Origin of the sequence: Natrinema hispanicum (assembly GCF_900111485.1) — an archaeon.
Taxonomy (GTDB): Archaea; Halobacteriota; Halobacteria; order Halobacteriales; family Natrialbaceae; genus Natrinema; species Natrinema hispanicum_A.
In genome coordinates, this window is the sequence record NZ_FOIC01000013.1 from 17,543 (window position 1) to 36,251 (window position 18,709).

Sequence of the window (18,709 nt, forward strand, 5' to 3'; positions counted from 1 at the left end):
GATGCCCTCCAGTCTCGGACCGTGCTCTCGCCGGCAACTTCTCGCCGGCGCGAGCGGTCTTACAGTCGCACTCGCCGGCTGTACCGGCACAGAGGAATCGACGAGCTCGAGCAGACGCGATCACACGACGCGTCAGTACGAGTCGGCCACCGAGTACGAGCCGTTGTTCGTCCGCTTCGAGAACGACGACCGCTTTGTCTATCGGAACGAGGACGAGGCCACGGCGGCGGAAAACGGCAAGGACGCAGTGGGCAGCCGCTTGCCGCTGTTCGTTTGCTCCGAAAACGACGCTGCGGAACTCTGGATTGACCCTGCCCTCGCGGACGGCAAGACGCGCGAGTTCCGTGACTTCCTCGAGGCGACTGACTTCGGGAGCCAGTCGATCGTCGTCCTCCAGTGGCCGATCGAAGACTGTTACGAGCGGCACGTAATGGGCGTCCGGGCGCTCGACGACGATTTCAAGACATCGTTCTGTCGGTCCCTGAAAGCCCCGACGACGCCCTGTGAGGCAGACCGGGAACTGATGGAAGCGATTATCCTCCGAATCGACCGGGCGTACGCGGAGCGTCCTTCAAGCAGCGGCGGTTCCGAGAGTGCATCGTGTCGCGGCCCAATTATTACAGGAACGAGCAACCCCAACGGAGCCGAGAACGCGAGTGCAGACGCGGCGCTGAACGCGACCGTGAAGATGGAGGGAGACGAATGATCGGAAACGACCGGCAGACACGCCGTCGGTTCCTTGCCGGTCTCGGTACGGTCGCTAGCGTTGCTGTCGCCGGCTGTAGCACCCTCCCCTGGGGGGACGACGGGACGGCCACGTCACTCCGTATGTCGCCGGCCGAGGCCGGGAGCGTCCTCACGGACAACGAGCCGACGGTCGAGTGGCCGGCTCCGGTCCGGCCCGCCAAGAGCGCACTCGAGACCGAACTCGAGCGTGTCGACGCGTTGCTAGCCGACGTTCCCGACCCGCTGAGACCTGATGACGTGCCAAACGGCGTCGTTCGCGAGACGATCGTCGAAAAGCGTGACGAGGCGATGACCATTCGAGCGGACGGTGCCGACGCAATGGGTGCGGCGCAGTATCACGCGTTTCGGGAGACGAGAGACGCACGTGAGGCGGCCCGACACGCCGCAACGACGTGGCACGCTATCGACGCGGATAGAAAGTCGCTCGTCGCCGATCTCCATGACGAGCGAGACGCAGTCGATACCGCAGTGACGGACCGACACGAGGCGCTCGAGTATCGCGGCACCGACACGGCCGACGGGCGACTCCGTGCGTGCCTCTACTATTTCCAACACGAGACCGACCTCGCCAATGCGGCCCGGAGTCTCGACCGCTGGAGCGTTGCCGAGGCTGACGACGTTCTAGAACTCGGCGAGTCCGTCGGCACTCTCGAGTTCGCGACGGCGACGACGACCGTCTGGGAGCACCTCGATGCCCAATGGCTCGCGGACGACGAACCCGTCGCCCTCGAGTCGACGTTCGAGACCGTCCTCGAGCGCTCCATCGAGGCGGCCGACGAAGCCGGATTCCCTGCCCAAGACGACGACTGGTTCGAAGCGATCGGGCTCGGCGATCTGGACGACCAGTACCTCGAGTTCGTCCTCTGGCGGGCCGGACAGCCGGTCGAGGACGCCCAGAATGGCATGAAAGAGGCGTTGCGAGAAGGCGACCTGGCGACTGGACTCTCCACCGCCCTCGAGTTCGAGGTGGCGTATCGGGGGTTCCAGACGGTTCGCGGCCGAATCACCGACGGCGACGTTCGCGATCTCTCGGTCGAGGACGTTCGCGCCGAGCGCCGGGAAGCGCTCGTTGCTGCCCAGCAGGCGCGCAAAGCCGAACTCGAGGGCGGATCGCTCACCGAGCCGTCACTCGGTGCGTACATCCTCGCGGAGACGCTCCGGTCGCTCGCATGGGTTGACGACAGCGTGCGACGTGCCGCTGATCGGGAACCCGAGACGACCGTCTCGCTGACCAGCCAGTACCGCGACTACGTCCGATACCGGAGCCACCTCGAAGCACTGCCGGCCGCCGTTGAGGCGTTTCGCGCTCGGCTGCTCGAGTAGCCGATTGTCCGATCCAGACCCCTTTACTACCCTCGGTGCGAACGATCCGCTAAGAACACATGGCACTGACCAAGCGAATCATTCCCTGTATCGACGTGGATCTCGACGAGGATGGGAATCCGGCGGTCTACACCGGCGTCAACTTCGAGGACCTGAAATACACCGGCGACCCCGTCGAGATGGCCAAAGCGTACAACGAGTCGGGAGCCGACGAGTTCGTCTTTCTCGACATCACCGCTTCCGCGGAGGGTCGCGAGACGATGCTCGATGTCGTCGAGCGCGTCGCCGACGAGGTCTTCATTCCGCTGACGGTCGGCGGCGGCATCCGCACCACCGACGACATCAAAGAAACCCTGCGGGCCGGCGCGGATAAGGTCTCGATCACCACCGGCGCGCTCGAGCGTCCCGAGCTGATCAACGAGGGCGCACAGGCCTTCGGCAACCAGTGTATCGTCATCAGCGTCGACGCCAGACGGCGCTTCGACGAAAAGGGCGAACACTACGTCGAGATCGACGGCGAGTCCTGCTGGTTCGAGTGTACGAAGAAAGGCGGCCGCGAGGGTACCGGGATCGACGTCCTCGAGTGGGCCGCGGAAGCCGAGTCCCGCGGTGCGGGCGAACTCTTCGTCAACTCGATCGACAAGGACGGCACGAAAGACGGCTACGACCTGCCGCTGACGAACGCCGTTACTGACACCGTCGACACGCCGGTAATCGCCTCCTCGGGCTGTGGCAGCCCCGAAGACATGTACGACGTGTTCACCGAAGCCGATGCCGACGCCGGCCTCGCGGCCTCGATCTTCCACTTCGACGAATACTCGATCGAGGAGACGAAAGCCTACCTCGACGAGCACGGCGTGCCGGTTCGCCGCTAGACGACGCGGTCAGCCCGGCTGGCACCCACACGTTTATTTTCTCGGAGTCCTCCGTCTCAAGTAGTGAAATGGCGGTGTACGTGGTGTGGGAAACCGCACGCGGAGAACGACCCACCCTGTGACAACTGCGGGCACAACACCTTCGAGAAGGCAGTCGTCCGAGCGGACGAGACCGGTGAAGGCCACGGCGCGGCCGCCGCCGACGATACCGACGGCGAACCGATACCGTCCGGAACCGTCGATACCGGCCCCGACTACGTCTGGGCCTGCACGAACTGCGGCCGCGAGCACGTCCGCAACTCCCCGCCGTGCTCTCGCTGTGGCAACCCCGACCTCGAGAAAGTCGAACAGACCTACGAGGGGCTCGAGCGCGACCTCGAGACGTCGAGCTGGCTTGCGGTCGCGAAACCCTACCTCCCGATCCTCGCCGTAATCGGGATCGTCATCGCGCTGTTCGCGACGGGAACCGTCCCACCCTCGATACTGCCTGGAATCGGCGCGCCGTCGCCGCCGGATGCACCCGGCGAGGGGTCCGAAGCGGCAGGGATCGACCTCGAGGCGACCGAGCAGGCAGTCCACGATCGGCTCGAGGCCGACCGCAATCAGTCCGAGTCACGAACGTACGACGACGGACTTGCGGACTACGCCGAATACATGAATCGTGCGTTCGTGGTGATCGAGTACGAGGAGTCGAGACCCGACCCGGCCCAAGCGAGTGACTTCGGTGCCGACTGCCAGCGTGAGCCATACGCTGGACGGCTCCAGGGGACGCTGTCGATCGCCGACTACGACGACGAGGCGGCACTCGCCGACGACATCGCCACAGCCCTCAGCGAGGAGACCGGCGACAGCGATTTCGACAGGGAAGGGCTCGACCTCCACGTCGTTGACGGCTCTGTTTACGTGTTCTACGCGGCGTGTAGCAGTTCGAACTGATCGATCGATTACAGCCGGACCTCGTTCGTACCACGGCACCAAAAGAGAACGATCGGGTCGAACCCGAGACGACAGTGCTTACGCGGCCGCTTCGAACGCGTCGCGGAATGATGTCGCCTTCTCGCGGACGGTCACGGCCGCGTCCTCGAGACACTCGAGGGGGTCGGCCCCGCCCTCGGTCTTGATCGTCAGGATGGGCTCGGTCTGGCCGCCCGACTGTTCGGGGTTGACGTCGTAGGTCGCTGCACTCACATCGTCGTGCTCGAGCAGCGCGCCCTTGAGCACGTTCATGAACGTGTGGTCCTCGCCGGCGATTTCGATCGAGAGTTCGTCCTCGGTGCTCTCGGTGACCCGCAGTTCCATGTCAGTCAGTGCGGCCGTCGGCCGCTTGTACCTTTCGAAGCCGGCCCTCGGGACGGCTCACGTCACGATCGTCGTCGCTCGCCGCGACAGTGGGGCCGACCGATCCGGGAACGAGCGACTTTCGCTGAAGGCAAACCACTATACGGCCCCGTTCGAACCACGGCATATGCGCACCCTCGCGGCCCTGCTTGCGGTCCTCGTCGCCGCGTCGCTGATCGGGTCGATCGCGGTCGTCAGATGGATCCACCGGCCGGCACAGCGCTGGCGTGACGTCGCTCGAGCGCGACTCGTCTACGGGATCCCGTGGGGATCGCTGGTCGTGATCGCGTTCGTCCTCGCCGTCTACCTGTTCGTCCAGAGCGGGCTTGCGGACTTCGACGATCCCGTGACGATTCCCTTCCGCACGTGGTCGTATTTCTACCCGCTCGGGATGGCGACGGCGTCGTTTTCCCACGCGGGTCCCGGCCATCTCATCGGTAACCTCGCCGGGACCGCCGTCGTCGCGCCGATCGCCGAGTACGCCTGGGGCCATTATCCGGACGAGCGCGATCCGGTGCGAACCGACTCGTGGGCCGCCGATCCGCGCGTCCGGGCGATCGTCGTCTTCCCGCTTGTGGTCATCGGCGTCGGACTCGTGATGAGCCTGTTCGCGCTCGGCCCCGTCATCGGCTTTTCCGGTGTCGTCTTTGCCCTTGCAGGCTTTGCACTCGTTCAGTATCCGATCCTGACGATCATTGCCACGCTCGGCGTCCAAGACGTCGTCTTGCGGCTCTACTACGCGCTACAAGAACCCATCCGTGTCTATACTGCTGAGCCCCGCCCGCCGTCGGCACCCTCCTGGGCCGGTATCGCCATTCAGGGCCACGCACTCGGGCTCTTCGTCGGCTTCGTTCTTGGGGTCGCCCTCCTCAAACGCCGCCACAGCTGCCCCGATCCGCTACGGCTCTGGCTTGCCGTTCTGTTGTTTGGCTTCTCGAGGGAGCTGTGGGCGATCTACTGGTTTGGTGCCGAAAACACGTTCATCCTCTACCAGGGGCCGGGCGTCGCCATCGTCTCGATACTCGCACTCGTGGTCACGCTATCGATGACCGCCCCCGACACGCCTCTGCTCCCGCCACAGCTCCAGCGACTGGTCGCACAGCCAGCCGACGACGATTCGTCGCCTGCCACCAGGCCGCTCGAGCTCGCCGGCAGCGCTCGCGACCGCGTCGTCACTGCTCGTCTCGAGCGCGTACGCGAGATCACCGGTGCGGGACACGATCGCGAGCCGGGCCTGCTGGCGACGCTGACTCGCAGACGAGCCGCGTTTCTGGCGGTCCTCGGCGTGCTCGCACTGCTCGCCGGCATCGCCGTCCCCGCGAACTTTCTCGTCGTCGACGACGCGACGGCAACGTCGGATTCGCCGCTCCAGATTCAAGACTACACGGTCGAGTACGTCGAGGGAGTCCCCAACGAATACGTCTCCGGGATCGGTATCGAGGCCATCGAGAGCGACGACGGTCTCGAGTCGAGCGGGGTGATCGTCGCCAGCGAGCAACGCGAAATCTGGCTCGAGGCGGTCAGCACCCAACGGCTGGCCTTCACGGGCAAGGAAACGATTACCGTCGGCGGCTCCGGCTGGCGCGAGACGGTCCACGTCGACCGCAGCGGCTGGGAACCGGTCGGCAACGACACCGTCTATCAGGTCTGGCTGTGGGAGGACGGCACCGATCGCCAGCTCGCGTACGAATCCAACAACTCGCGGGCCGACGTGCGGATCGCCGGTCGAAACGTGACCATCGGCACCGACGACGGCACGTTCGACCTCGCGGTCACTGCGAGCGAGGACACCGTCACCGCGACGACAGCGATCCCAGCCGAAAACGAGACGACAACGGCTGGCGGGCTGACCTTCGAGCGAGACGAGGAGACGATCTACGCGGCCGCCGACGGGACGCGGGTCGCGATCGCGAGCAAAGAGACGTACAACGGCTTCTGACCGCTATTGCGTGCTGATTTCCGATCTCGTTATACTCGCGTCGGCCACTCGATGCGGAAGACCTCGGCCTCGAGCGTCGCTTCTGCTTCGGTATGGAAGTCGAACTGCTTGGGCAGCGGGAACGCCGCCCGAAACGCATGCGTTACCTCCCCGCCCTCGTCGGCAGCGAACGACTCGACGAACTCCTGGCTGCCCTCGTTGTGGATCGTATAGGAGACCGCCCCGATCTCGCGTGCCGTCTCGAGGAAGTCCCGATCCGCGTGTCGATTCCCACGCTGTGCGCCGAAGGGTGGATTCGAGAGCACAGTCGCATCAGTGACCGAAAACGGATGGCGGGTGACGTCGCCACGAAGCCAGTCGATAGCGCGACCGCGGTCGTCATCAGCCACGACTGCCTGTTCGTTCCGTTGGGCGACTGCGAGCGCGTCAGTGTCGACATCGATCGCCGCAACGCGGTCGCCACCGGCCAGTGCGGCCGCGATTGCGAGCATCCCGGTTCCAGTACCGAGATCGATGACCTGCCCCTCGAGATCGCCCTGTAATCCTGCCAGGTGGCAGAGATGTGCGGCCAGTTCCGGCGGGGTGAGATACTGCTCGAGGGCTGGTGACGGCTCCGAAAAGTCCTCGAGAGACTCGAGTCGACGAGCGAGCGTGCGTCGAGACGGGCTGGACATGATCAGGTATCAGTACTCGAGTGTAATGGCTTTCTCGAGGTCGCGGTCGCGTTGCTGGTCGTGTGAGTGTATACGTTCCGTTTTCATGATATATTCGAATAGAGTTAAGGAGAGTCCGTGGAAGTGATAGATATGGACGAGTGTCCACGGTGTGGGGGACCGATCAACGAACTCTCGCTTGGCGATGTGTCGACAGTCATGTGTTCACGCTGTGGTTTTGCCGACATCCCCGTCGAACACCAGCCGGCCAGCGAGGAGGTCGAGTCCTGGCGGGACGCGCTCAACCGGTTTTACGAGCAGTCGGCCGATCGCTGAGAGTCTCTTTCGCTCGCTGCGCTGCCTGACCGCGATACCTGTGAAAAATAACGCCGCTGGAGCGACGGCTTACTCGTTTGCAGGTGCTGCTTCTGCTTCGTCCGCTTCCTCCTCGTGATCGACGTCCTCGTCGGAGCGAGCCGCGACGAGCCCACCGCGAGCGACGCTGTACAGCGGTTCGTTCGCGTGCGAGACACCGCTGATCGAGAACGGAATGTTCGCCTCCTCTAAGTGGTCGCGGAACAGCGCCTCGAAGCCGTTGGGGCTCGAGGTGCCGCCGGTGACGACGACGGGGATGTCGAGTCCTTCTTCGACGTCTTCCTCGTCGACTTCCTGGACGATGTTCTCGATGACGTAGTCGAGTAAGTTCTCGTAGTAGATCGACAGCGCACCCTCGACGCCGCCGACGTCGGTCGTAAAGTCGAGTTCGAAGTCGTCTTCCTTGATCGAGGTGACCTTGTCGACGGGCGTGCCGGTTGCGCGGGCGGCCTGTTCGTCGACCCAGTCCCCACCACGGGCGACGGAGAACTTCATGACGGGCACGGCGTAGTAGGCCAGACAGACGTTGGTCATGCCGGCACCGAACGAGATCCCGAGGCCGGTGAAGTTGTTGTCCGCGAGTTCAGAGTAGATGACGGACATTCCCTCGTTGATCGGCTCGGCGTCGTAGCCCATGTCGTCGAGGAAGGATTCGATCGTCTTCTGGTGGTACAGCGTCGAGAGTTCGGAGTCGATCGGGTCCGCTGGCGTCGAGAAATAGAGCTTCTCGTCGGGATAGGCGGGCTCGCCGACGACCTGCTCGATGATGAGCTTCATCATCGGGATCGCACTCTGCTCGTCGTTCGAGAGGATCCCGTGTTTCATCGGCCGTCGAGTCTCCTTGTTGAAGATGTTCGCGAAATTGAGTGCGTCGTCGCCGACGACGTAGACCTTGTCGTCTTTGCGAATGTGGAGCACTTCGCTTCGCGAGAGCATCTGCTCGGCCATATCCGAGTACTCGATCTCGACGAATGAGTTACGCTGTTGCACGAATACCGTGTCGGTTCCATCCTGCTGTGCAGACAGGATGTTCATGGTCCCGACGTCTAGGCCTTTGGCCATGTGTGGGGAAGGAAACCGACGGATTATAAATCTATGTACGCCACTTACAGATCTGATACTATGAAGAAAGATGCTATTTCTTTCCGCCGCCCGGCGTTAATTTCGTCGTGTCAGATCCCGGATCCGATCGAGTAGCTTTGCGATCGGTGACGTCACCGTCTCGACCGTACTCTTCTCGTCGGCCGTCGCCAGTTCCTCGGCCCGCTGTTGTTCGCGAAGCTCTTTGAGTTTCGCCGTCTGATCGTCGACCGTCGAACTCGAGGTGGTCTGCTTTGTCTCGCCGCCCTTGAGGCCTTTGAGACCGGCGACCTGTGCGTCGACACCCGACGAGCGGGTCGTCGTGGTCCCGACGTTGGTTTCGACGTCGACATCGTCGAAATCGTCCTCGGAGAAGCTCAGTCGTGTGTGCTCGGTCTTCTCGACGCCACCCCACGAGAGTTCGACGCCGTCCATCGCGTCGTCGATGTCCTGTTGGACTTCTGCGTCGGTCACGTCGGGGTCGTCGTCCTCGTCGTCGGTTGCCACTACGTCGGCCTGCTGTGCCATATCGAGATAGTGGGCGATCAGTGCCGCACCCGTTGAAGCGGTGATACCAGCGAGCCCGACGGCGTATACTGCGACCACCTGAACAGTATAGTCGTTGTTGTAGCCGTTCCAGTGGTGTGGATAGGCGAAAAGGAAGCCAGCGACCGCAGCGACGGTGATCGCCGCGCCGCCGATCGACGTATACAGCATCCGCCGTTCCGACGGGAGGAGTGTGACGATCCCAAGCATCACGACGGGAAGAGACACCATCGCAAGTGCATATGCGGGACCGACCCACGCGAAGTAGCCGGCGGATCGGGCTTCGTGCGTGTTGCCCCACAAAAAGAGCACCAATGCGACGATGGCCAGCCCGATCCCGCCCAGAAACAGACCGAAGCCGACGTAGACGTCGGCCCGATCCTCCGGTTCACCGATGTATCGACGATAGAGGTCGAAGAGATACCCGTCAGGGGCCTGTTCCGCTGCCATTGACCCCCCGTTTACGCTCCAGTACTATGACTGTTGGGACGAGAAACGAACTCGATACCCGCCCGCTTCGCTCCGCGAACGGCACACTCGGTGTCGACGCGACATGACGTGTAAGCCACGGTGAACGACACCATAGTTTGATGATGGCTCGGCCAAAAGCTACTTCTATCTCGAATAATGGCTGGTAATACGAACACCGTCCTCGTCGCGGACGACGATCCCGCCGTCGTCGATCAACTCCGGTTGTGGCTCGACGACTATCGGGTTGAGGCGACGACGGATGGCGACGAGGCGATCGCACGCCTTGCGACCGCCGACGCAGTAGTGGTTGATCACGACCTCCTGCCAGTATCCGGAGCCGTCGCAGCCGAGCTCGAACACCGTGCGACGACACAGACGATGGCGATCCTGTGTGAGAGCACGGACGCCCATAATTGTCCGTTTTCGATCGGCAACACGCTCGTCAAGCCCGTCGAGAAGGACACAGTGGTCGAGACCGTCGACAGGCTCCTCCGTCGCGCCCGATACGACGAGCTGATCGCGGAATGTACGACGCTTGCAACGAAACGAGGGGCACTCGAGGCCGGTGGCGACACCGCATCCGGCGCACGATCTGAGACGGTCCAGCGGGATCTCGACGAGCTGTTTACGGAACTCGATGACCTGGTGGGAACGTTCGACAGCGATGATTTCCGGGCGGCGTTCGCGACGTGTGAGGTCGGGACGGCCATCCAGCCACGGTGTGCAAGCGAGTTCTCCTGACGGCACCGAGCGTGAGCACCATCGATATTCTCCGCTCTCGACAGCGTGCAGTATATACGTTCGTGGCAGCAAGGGCTGTCAATGAGTCAGGAGCCGGAGTACAGCGAGGGCGACCTCCGAAACACCGGGATGAGTCTCAAACACGACCGTGAGTGGGACTACGAACTCGAGCAGATCGTCGAGGCGATCGAGGAACGAGACGCAACGAAAGTCGGGCTACAGTTCCCCGAAGGGCTGAAGCGACGCGGCCCAGCCGTCGCCGACGACCTGCGCGAACTGACCGGCGACGACGTGACGTTCATGCTCTCGGGCCAGCCCTGTTATGGGGCCTGTGATCTTGACACCTATCTGATGAAACGCACCGACGTGTTCGTACACTTCGGTCACTCGCCGATGAAGAACACGGACAAGGTCATCTACGTGCCGCTGTTCTCGAACGTCGAGGTGACGCCGATCATGGAGGAAGCGCTCGAGACGCTCGAGCCAGCCGAGGAGACGGAGGGTGTCGGGCTCGTCACGACGGCCCAGCACATGAATCGCTACGAGGAGATGACGGAGTTCTTAGAGGAGCGTGGCTACGAGGTCCACAGCCGTCGCGGCGACGAGCGACTGACCCACGAGGGGCAGGTACTCGGCTGTAACTACGCGAGCGCGGCCGTTCCCGCCGATCAGGTGCTCTACGTTGGCGGCGGGAAGTTCCATCCCCTCGGGCTGGCGATGGAACACCCCGACAAGCACGTTGTCATCGCAGACCCGGTCAACAACGTCGTCACCGTCGCGGACACGGAGAAGTTCCTGAAACAGCGCTACGGCGCGGTCCACCGCGCGATGGACGCCGAGAAGTGGGGCGTCATCTTCTGTACCAAGATCGGACAGGGACGCTGGGAACAGGCCCAGGAGATCTTGGACGACAACGACAACGCCTACCTCATCACGATGGACGAGGTGACGCCGGATCGGCTGCGCAACTTCGATATGGACGCGTTCGTCAACACCGGCTGCCCGCGGATTACGACCGACGACGGCCCGCAGTTCCACAAGCCGATGCTTACCCCCGGCGAGTACCGAATCGCCGTCGGCGACGAACCGCTCGACAGCCTCTCGTTCGACACCTTCCACGGCACCTGGTAACGCCGACGCCATCCTTCGTCGACGCACAGTTGTGAGTCGATCACGCTGCGCTCGTCGCCCGTCGCATCGACGGTCAACAGAGACGATAACACTTACCCAGTCGGTCCCCGCATCCTCAGATATGATCGAAAGCGACTGGGACGACTGGCTCGTCCGCGACGTCGAAGACGCGACGCCAGAGGGTGTCGCGATCTGGTATCTCGGCTGTAACGGCTTCGTCCTGAAGGGGAGCGAGGGCACGACGATCTACATCGATCCCTATCTCGGACTCGGCGACCCGCCGCGGACGGTCCGGATGATTCCCGTGCCGTTCGATCCGGACGATGTCGCGGAGGCCGACGCCGTCCTCGCAACGCACGAGCACACCGACCACGTCCACGGCCCGAGTCAGGCCCCGATCCTCGCGAACACGGGCGCGACCTTCTATGCACCCGACGATAGCGTCGCGAAAGCCCGCAACGAAGAGGCATGGACCGACGAATGGGACGTCACCGACGAGCAGCTGACCGAAGTCACCGAAGGAGAAACCCTCGAGATCGGCGAGTTCACCGTCCACGTCGAGACGGCCAACGATCCCGACGCGACCCATCCCGTCAGCTACGTGTTCGAACACGACGCCGGGACCTTCTTCCACGGCGGCGATACGAAACCGACCGACGAGTTCGAGCGGATCGGCAACGAGTACGACATCGATCTCGCGGTGTTTGCCTTCGGGACCGTCGGACAGATTCCCGACAAACAAACCCGCGAGCCCAAGCGAACCCGCTGGTACAACGACGAAAATCAGGTCGTCGAGTGTGCCAGCGCCCTCGAGTGTGACCGCCTCCTGCCGAGTCACTGGGATATGTGGAAGGGCCTGACCGCCGATCCGAAGGCGTTACACCACCACGCAGCGAGCTTCGAGTATCCGAAGCGACTCGAGGTCGCCGAGATCGGCGATCGCGTCGATTTGTAGCGATTTTCGAACTGTCCACACGTTTTATAGTAATGGTATGGTAACGTTGAGCCCATATGACCAGCACCGCCGATATGGACGACGTAATCGAGGTCAGTGCCGACGGGATCTCCGTCCAGAAGACGTTCGAAGCGGACGAGTTTCCCGTTCCTGCGATCCGATTCGATCTCGAATCGGACCGTGACGAGCCAGTCACGGTGCAACTCTCTGAGGAGATTCCCGAATCGTTCCCGATGGACAAAGTCGGGTTTCATCCCGACTATCATAGCGACGACTGGACGGCCTACCAGGACAACCACGTCGAATTCACGGCGACGCTCGAGCCTGGTGGCGATCTCGAGACTGTCTATGGCATCCAGATCGACGACGACAGCCGAGCCACGGAGTTTCTGACGGAACCGACGATCGTCGAGCTCGAGGCTGGCGACGACGATCGGTCGGATGTCGACGAAGTCGACGACGACGTCATCGGCAACATCGTCTCCGAAGACAGCAATCAGGCCGTCAAAGACATGATCGCCGGCGAATCTGATGCCGTTCCCGGCCTCGAAGGCGACGAGGACGACGACAGCGACGTGGAAGATGACGAGGACGCCTCGGGACTCGACCTCGATCTCGAGGCTGTCGACACTGACCCCGATCCGGTCGACGACGAGACGGCCGACGGCGATGAAACGCCGGACATCGATCTCGGGTTCGATGACGAAGAGCTCCCGGAAGCCGACGACGAGCCGGATATCGACCTCGGCTTTGACGAGGATGATGAGCTGTCCGTCGGGGAAGACGAGCCGGACATCGACCTTGGGTTCGACGAGGACGACGACCTGTCCGTTGCGGAAGACGATCCGGATATCGATCTCGGAGTTGACGAAGACGACGACCTGTCCGTTGCGGAAGACGATCCGGACATTGATCTCGGAGTTGACGAGGACGACGCCGAATCGGACGCCGAGGATAACACTGAATCGGCTGCTGATGAGGACACCGAACCCGCCATCGAGGAGGACGCTGAACCGGCTGTTGAAGCGGATCCCGAATCGGCCGCTGAGGATGACGCCGAACTGACGACTGACGAGGACGACGAGCCGGCCGTCGAAGAAGACGCTGAATCGACCGCCGAGGACGACACCGAACTGACGGCTGAGGAGGACGACCCAGCCGTCGAAGAAGACGCAGAACCGACCGCCGAGGACGACACCGAACTCGATGTGACGATCGACGCCGACACGGACGAGACAGCCACCGAAGACGAGTCGGAAACTGAAGACGCCGAACCGATCGACGACGATGCCGAACCGGCGGCAGACGAGGAGGACGTCTCCGACACTGCACTCGAGACGACCGATGATGCTGCAGACGAGCCGGTCGAAGCGAGCGGCGACGAATCGGACTCCGAGATCGAAGCGGACACGACCGACGACGAGGAACCGCCGGCACTCGAGGGTGAGCCTGACGCAACTGCCGAGACAGAGCCAGACGACCAGGATGACGACGACACGGCCGAACCGGAAGCCGAGCAGACGGACTCGGCCGACGAAGCTGACGCTGACGAACCGACGGCTGACGACGCGGTCGAGTCGCCCGCTGACGTCGAAACCGCGACCGTCGAATTTGACGGCTCGGTTGCGGCTCGTCTCGCGACCGAGATCCGCGACGGGACTGTCGACGACGACGATCTCGAGACGATTCAGGCCGAACTCGACCTCGAGCCGTCGGGGCCGGAGATCGCGAAAGTCGAGCACCTCCACTCCCGCGTCGAGGAAGTCGCAGCCTACACTGACGCACTTGAGACGTTCCTCGAGGACAACGGCACGGGCGCACAGCTCATCGAAGACGTCCAGGACGATCTCGAGGCGCTCGAAGACGATCTCGCGTCGATGGACGAACGACTCGAGGGGACCGAATCGCACGTCGACGAACTCGACGCGGACGTGGCCGATCTCACCGACTGGAACGCCGATCTCGAGACGGATCTGAGCGATGTCACCGACGACGTCGCCGAACTGGACGACACCGTCGAGGCGATCGACGACGATGTCGACGACCTCACGGATACCGTCGACGACGTGGAATCTGATCTCGAAACCGTCGCGGACGACCTCGAAGCGGTCCGGGAGGACGTAACGGACATTCAGGACTGGCGTGACCAGCTCGGTTCGATGTTCGCTAACTAAGGAGCGCGATCGTCGGCTATCGGATTCGGACTGTGCTGGAAACGCAACTCGTTTATCCGTCGCCGATTGAGAACTGGTCGATGGGCGAGACGATACCGATCGCTGTTCCACGAAAGGGGCGACCGCTCGAGTCTGTACTCGATCGGATCGCAGATCGCCTCGGCGTCCCCGACCTCGCCGACGACATTACATCGACGCTTCGTCACGAAAAAGCACTCACGAAGGGGTCAATCGAGCCCGACGAGGAGGACGTCTACCATCGTCTCGCAGACTACAGTACCGTCGCCGATCCGACCGCGCCCGAATATACGCTGTTGCGCGACGACCGCGCCGGCAAGCCACGACGGATCGTCTTCGACAGCGTCACGATTCCGTTAGCCGATGCCGAGGGCGCTCCTGACGACGCGGCGGTCCAGCTCGTGGGCCGCGAGGAACCGTTTCGGGCGCTGCGAACCCACGAGTTCGCACTCGGGTTCGACAGCGCCGATCTGGTCCTCGAGGAGGTCGTCGAGCTCCGACCGGAGCCACTCGATCGGATCGCCGACGTGAACGCCCGCATTAATCCCGCCGACACCGACGTGCAAGTCGTCACCGGGCTCGGCGATACCGTCTACCACACGCTACTGGCCACGCCCGAGGTCGCACCGTCTGCCGAATCGATCGATCGGGACTTCCTCGAGACCTACGAAGGACAGCTCTGTATCGAGCCCAGATACGAACGGCTCGTCCAGGCCGTGCTCGGAACGCGGCTCCTCGATGGCATCGGCTTCCGGTATCCGGACGAGGGCCGCGAGGAAGAAGCGGCGATCGCCGACGCGGGACTTGGCGTCTATCTGACCGTGACTGGCTCGACCGCCCGCGATCACGGCCTCCTGCTCGGTGAACAGCTGTTCCCAAGCGAGACCGTCCTGCTCGAGAACACGGCAGAAACGACCGACACAGTCGACCACGTCCGCTCGCTGCTGAACGGGGCCGATCTCGAGACGGAACTTGCGGTCGGCCACTAAGCGCACTTACGAGTCTCTCCTACTCCCAGTTGTGCAGCGAGTCGCGGAAGATTTCCGCGACGTCGGCTTTCGTGACCGGGCGCGGATTACACCGGAGCAGCCGTTGCTGGGTGTCGACCGTCTGTTCGGCCAGCCAGTCGATCTCGTCGTCGGTGATGCCAGCGAGGTCGTGGAGCCCGCTCGGGAGGACGTTCAGATCACGCTGGAGTGCAACGAACTCCTCGCGTGCGCGATCGGCCGCCGTTCGCGTGCTCAGTCCGTCCGTATCCGCGCCGAGCAGCTCGGCGATGGTCGCGAAGCGTTCGGGATCGCTGGCGACGTTGTACCCCAACGTGCTCGCCGGTGTGAGCACGGCGATCGTTTCGCCGTGATAGGTGTGATACTTGTTGCCGACTGGATACGCCATCGCGTGACAGAGGCTTGCACCGGCGGTGAGACCGGCGATCGCGCCGTAGAGCGCCCCCTTCAACATTGCCTCGCGCGCCTCGAGGTCGTCACCGTTGTTGACGGCTCGTCGGACATTGCTCGAGAGGAGGTCGATCGCCTTCTCGCTGAACAACTCCGTAAAACCAGTGCGCCCGGCGTAGACCGGTCGGTCGGCAGGGTCCTCGGGACGGAGCAGGGTGTCGTACCGATGTGTCGTATATCCCTCGATGGCATGGCCGAGTGCGTCCATCGCCGTTTTCGCGGTGAGATCTGGCGGAAGTGACGTCGTCAGCGTCGGGTCGAGCACCGCGGCATCGGCTCGTACGTTATTGCTCGAGATACCCTCTTTGATCTCTTTCTCGGCAACCGACAGGATCGCAACCGGCGAAATCTCCGAGCCGGTGCCGGCCGTCGTCGGGAGCAAAACAAGGGGCGGGCCCGACTCGGTGAGTGTCTCGCCGGAGCCGGTCGGTTCGGCGACGTAGTCGAGGATTTCGCCGCCGTTGGCGACGACCGCACGCGTCGTCTTCGCGGTGTCGAGACAGCTGCCGCCGCCGAGCCCGATGTAGAAGTCGTAGCCGTCCGTGCCCATCTCCTCGCGGACGAACGAGATACACTCCTCGACGGCCTCGATCGAGGGTTCGCGCTCCGAGCCGTCGTAGACGTCGACATCGAATCCCGTGTCTTCGACGTGGTCGGCGACCCGGCCTGCATGGCCGAGCTCGGCGAGCGTCTCGTCGGTCACGATCAGTCCGCGTGCATCGTCTTCGACGCCCAGATCCTCGAGCTGGAAGCCGAGTTCGCTGGCTGCGCCGCGACCGACACGGATCTCTGGCATCTGAATCTGCCAGACGGTTTCAGGCATGCGTTCGTGTGGGCTAGCGGAGACGGACCGCTCGTAGCTCACAGCCCCCACCCCGGTTGCATGGCCTCGAACTGCTCGGGATCGTGTCCGTAGACGATTTCGGCGTCATGACGCCGCTCGAGTGCTTTGATGCGACGGAGGCTGTCGAACCACTCGGTTTTGCCCCAGAGGAGGTGTGCCCCGAGCGGAATCTCGTCCTCGAAGTTGTCGGCCATGTAGACCTGATCGCCGGTGAAGACGAGCGTTCCCTCGTCGTCAAGATGGATCACCGTCCCGGTGAGTCCGGGCGTATGGCCGGGGAAGCGGACGAACTCCATGTCCTCGAAGTGTTGCTCGCGATCTTGGTGTAACACGTGCCAGTTCAGGTCGTGGTCGAAGTCCTCGAGGATGTACGCGCCGCTTCCCTCGTCGGTCTTCGCGCTGTAGTAGGCGAACTTGATTTCGCGCTCGTGGACGAAAACGGGGACATCCGTCCCATCAAAAAACTCGAGCCCGCCGGCGTGGTCGAGGTGCAGGTGGGTCTGGAAGACGTAGTCGATGTCGTCGATACCGAATCCGGCCTCGTTCAGGTCGTCGTCGAGCCGATGTTCGTGGGCGTCGTGTGGATAAAACGCCTGTAGGAGTCCCTCCGGCCAGTGCCCCTCGAGTGCGTCGTGATGGGAGCCAGTATCCCAGAGGATCGTTCCCTCGGGATGGTCGATTACGAGGCTCCAGACTGGAATTTCGCCGTAATCGATGTCGGGATTGGGCTCATCGTGTGTGCCGAGCACGTGCCCTTCCATCATGTAGTTCATGTCGACGTCGAGACCACCGCGGTCGAGAACGTGTATGGTAGCATCAACCATGGTATAGTACCACAACTAGGCAACCAGAACCTGCCTAATAATCATTCGGGCAGAGAGTTTGTCGCCGGTAGCACATCGAGACGACTCGATAACGGTCCGGTTGCGCTGCTCTAAGCGACTCAAATCGAACCGCTCTTACCTTGACCGGAGTCTGCTTGGCGCTGTACGCGCCAGCATATATTCAACGTCTGCTTGCAGAAAACTTATCACGAATATGGTCACTCTTCACGCACATGCAGTCCCCCTGTGACCGGCGTACCGCCCTTCGGATTGTCGGGCCAGCCCTCGCGGGCGCATTTGCCGGTTGTGTCGCTGATCGAGGCTCCGACAAATCGAATCCGTCTCCAAGCCAGCCCTCGACACCGACGCAAGCCCAACTAACGACTGCTGAATTCACGTTCGATATCGGAGTGGACGCCCAGTTCACGGACACGCATCCTGCCCGGATTCACACCGCGCTGACGAACACTGCAGCGACGCCGCTCACACTCGTTACAGGTGTAACGCCACCATTCACTTCGTATCTAAGCGATGGCAAGCCGGACACGAACCGACTCATCCTCATCCCCAACGGCCCGGATGCAGCCCATGACCCAATAGAATGGATGGGTGAGACCGATCCGCTTCCGATGACCGCTGAGGACGGGTGTTGGAACATAACACAAGGTGTGATATTCGAACAACTCGGTAGTTCCACGACGCTTGACCCGGGAGAAACCACTCGCCAGCAGTTCGCTGTGTACGGGTATCAGAACGACCCGTGCCTTCCACCCGGCACCTACAGGTTCGTCGATAACGCCACGATTCACCGAGGACGACCCTCGAGCGAGTCACCGGCGTTTGAGGTAACGCTCGAGTTTACGCTCACGCGTACCAACGACCAATCACTCTCAGTTACGGGATCTGGAACAACTGTTAGCAAACACGAACAGTAACCGACAGCTCGGTTGGCTAGCGCTTTCTCTCGTCGATTGTGAACTGCGGGCTGCGACTGCCAGACAACGGGTATCACCGGTCAAACGCACGTAGCGGCTCGTCTGATGCAGCCGACGACGGCATGATCTCGAGGTGCGAATTGATATAGCTATATGCAGTTTATCGGCCCAATTTGAGACACTGTCTTTGAGTACGATCATAGTTATACTCTATTCACTATTTCTCACAGAAGCGGAATGTGTCGACGTGAGGATCGGCAATTACGTAGTAGCCCGTACCGTC

Annotated in this window: 18 protein-coding genes; 12 read left to right on the plus strand and 6 right to left on the minus strand. The window is 62.5% G+C overall.

All coding sequences use genetic code 11. From position 1 onward, the window contains the following. The first annotated feature begins 1 nt into the window (after window position 1). From BSG09_RS12500 to BSG09_RS12515, 4 genes are all read left to right on the plus strand, one after another. Window positions 2–706 (plus strand): hypothetical protein, encoded by a 705-nt coding sequence (locus tag BSG09_RS12500; RefSeq protein ID WP_092933609.1) that lies wholly within the window; start codon window positions 2–4, stop codon window positions 704–706. Then, on the plus strand, window positions 703–2,070 hold the full coding sequence (locus BSG09_RS12505) for a transposase (RefSeq protein ID WP_092933611.1): 1,368 nt from the start codon (window positions 703–705) through the stop codon (window positions 2,068–2,070). Before BSG09_RS12500 ends, BSG09_RS12505 begins: the two co-directional genes overlap by 4 nt. A gap of 59 nt (window positions 2,071–2,129) precedes the next feature. Further along, window positions 2,130–2,945 carry an imidazole glycerol phosphate synthase subunit HisF gene (gene hisF / locus BSG09_RS12510; protein ID WP_092933613.1) on the plus strand — a complete coding sequence of 272 codons (816 nt, stop codon included), beginning with the start codon at window positions 2,130–2,132 and terminating at the stop codon, window positions 2,943–2,945. Window positions 2,946–3,008: 63 nt separating this feature from the next. Continuing rightward, window positions 3,009–3,881, plus strand: coding sequence for a hypothetical protein (locus BSG09_RS12515; protein ID WP_092933614.1), 873 nt, complete (start codon window positions 3,009–3,011; stop codon window positions 3,879–3,881). Between the two features lie 78 nt (window positions 3,882–3,959). On the opposite strand, the gene BSG09_RS12520 is transcribed toward BSG09_RS12515, so the two are convergent. Further along, entirely contained in the window at window positions 3,960–4,244 is a 285-nt protein-coding gene (locus tag BSG09_RS12520) for a DNA-directed RNA polymerase subunit L (RefSeq protein ID WP_092933616.1), read from the minus strand. A gap of 166 nt (window positions 4,245–4,410) precedes the next feature. On the opposite strand from BSG09_RS12520, the gene BSG09_RS12525 reads away from it, so the two are divergent. Then, window positions 4,411–6,222: a rhomboid family intramembrane serine protease gene (locus BSG09_RS12525; RefSeq protein WP_092933759.1), complete on the plus strand. Its 1,812-nt coding sequence runs from the start codon at window positions 4,411–4,413 to the stop codon at window positions 6,220–6,222. 29 nt (window positions 6,223–6,251) lie between these two features. On the opposite strand, the gene BSG09_RS12530 is transcribed toward BSG09_RS12525, so the two are convergent. Beyond that, window positions 6,252–6,896 (minus strand): METTL5 family protein, encoded by a 645-nt coding sequence (locus tag BSG09_RS12530; protein ID WP_092933618.1) that lies wholly within the window; start codon window positions 6,894–6,896, stop codon window positions 6,252–6,254. Between the two features lie 132 nt (window positions 6,897–7,028). On the opposite strand from BSG09_RS12530, the gene BSG09_RS12535 reads away from it, so the two are divergent. After that, window positions 7,029–7,211: a zinc finger domain-containing protein gene (locus BSG09_RS12535; protein ID WP_092933620.1), complete on the plus strand. Its 183-nt coding sequence runs from the start codon at window positions 7,029–7,031 to the stop codon at window positions 7,209–7,211. Window positions 7,212–7,280: 69 nt separating this feature from the next. On the opposite strand, the gene BSG09_RS12540 is transcribed toward BSG09_RS12535, so the two are convergent. Continuing rightward, window positions 7,281–8,312 (minus strand): disk-shape morphogenesis protein volactin, encoded by a 1,032-nt coding sequence (locus BSG09_RS12540; RefSeq protein WP_092933622.1) that lies wholly within the window; start codon window positions 8,310–8,312, stop codon window positions 7,281–7,283. Window positions 8,313–8,408: 96 nt separating this feature from the next. Continuing rightward, complete coding sequence (locus BSG09_RS12545) at window positions 8,409–9,326, minus strand: cell division protein CdpA domain-containing protein (RefSeq protein ID WP_092933624.1); 918 nt, start codon at window positions 9,324–9,326, stop codon at window positions 8,409–8,411. Window positions 9,327–9,503: 177 nt separating this feature from the next. On the opposite strand from BSG09_RS12545, the gene BSG09_RS12550 reads away from it, so the two are divergent. The 5 genes from BSG09_RS12550 (at window position 9,504) to BSG09_RS12570 (ending at window position 15,355) form a co-directional block, all read left to right on the plus strand. Further along, window positions 9,504–10,088, plus strand: coding sequence for a HalX domain-containing protein (locus BSG09_RS12550; RefSeq protein ID WP_092933626.1), 585 nt, complete (start codon window positions 9,504–9,506; stop codon window positions 10,086–10,088). Window positions 10,089–10,169: 81 nt separating this feature from the next. Beyond that, on the plus strand, window positions 10,170–11,219 hold the full coding sequence (gene dph2 / locus BSG09_RS12555; protein WP_092933628.1) for a diphthamide biosynthesis enzyme Dph2: 1,050 nt from the start codon (window positions 10,170–10,172) through the stop codon (window positions 11,217–11,219). Window positions 11,220–11,340: 121 nt separating this feature from the next. Beyond that, a complete protein-coding gene (locus BSG09_RS12560) occupies window positions 11,341–12,174 on the plus strand; it encodes an MBL fold metallo-hydrolase (protein ID WP_092933630.1) in 834 nt (277 codons plus the stop codon). A 56-nt stretch (window positions 12,175–12,230) separates the two neighbouring features. After that, window positions 12,231–14,348, plus strand: coding sequence for a midas domain-containing protein (locus BSG09_RS12565; RefSeq protein ID WP_092933632.1), 2,118 nt, complete (start codon window positions 12,231–12,233; stop codon window positions 14,346–14,348). 80 nt (window positions 14,349–14,428) lie between these two features. Beyond that, complete coding sequence (locus BSG09_RS12570) at window positions 14,429–15,355, plus strand: hypothetical protein (protein ID WP_092933761.1); 927 nt, start codon at window positions 14,429–14,431, stop codon at window positions 15,353–15,355. Between the two features lie 19 nt (window positions 15,356–15,374). On the opposite strand, the gene BSG09_RS12575 is transcribed toward BSG09_RS12570, so the two are convergent. After that, window positions 15,375–16,688 carry a hydroxyacid-oxoacid transhydrogenase gene (locus BSG09_RS12575; protein WP_092933634.1) on the minus strand — a complete coding sequence of 438 codons (1,314 nt, stop codon included), beginning with the start codon at window positions 16,686–16,688 and terminating at the stop codon, window positions 15,375–15,377. Then, window positions 16,685–17,491, minus strand: coding sequence for an N-acyl homoserine lactonase family protein (locus BSG09_RS12580; RefSeq protein WP_092933638.1), 807 nt, complete (start codon window positions 17,489–17,491; stop codon window positions 16,685–16,687). The genes BSG09_RS12575 and BSG09_RS12580 overlap by 4 nt, the downstream gene beginning before the upstream one ends. 233 nt (window positions 17,492–17,724) lie before the next feature. Between BSG09_RS12580 and BSG09_RS12585 the strand changes: the two genes are divergently transcribed. Continuing rightward, window positions 17,725–18,426 carry a cupredoxin domain-containing protein gene (locus tag BSG09_RS12585; protein ID WP_092933640.1) on the plus strand — a complete coding sequence of 234 codons (702 nt, stop codon included), beginning with the start codon at window positions 17,725–17,727 and terminating at the stop codon, window positions 18,424–18,426. Window positions 18,427–18,709 lie beyond the last annotated feature (283 nt).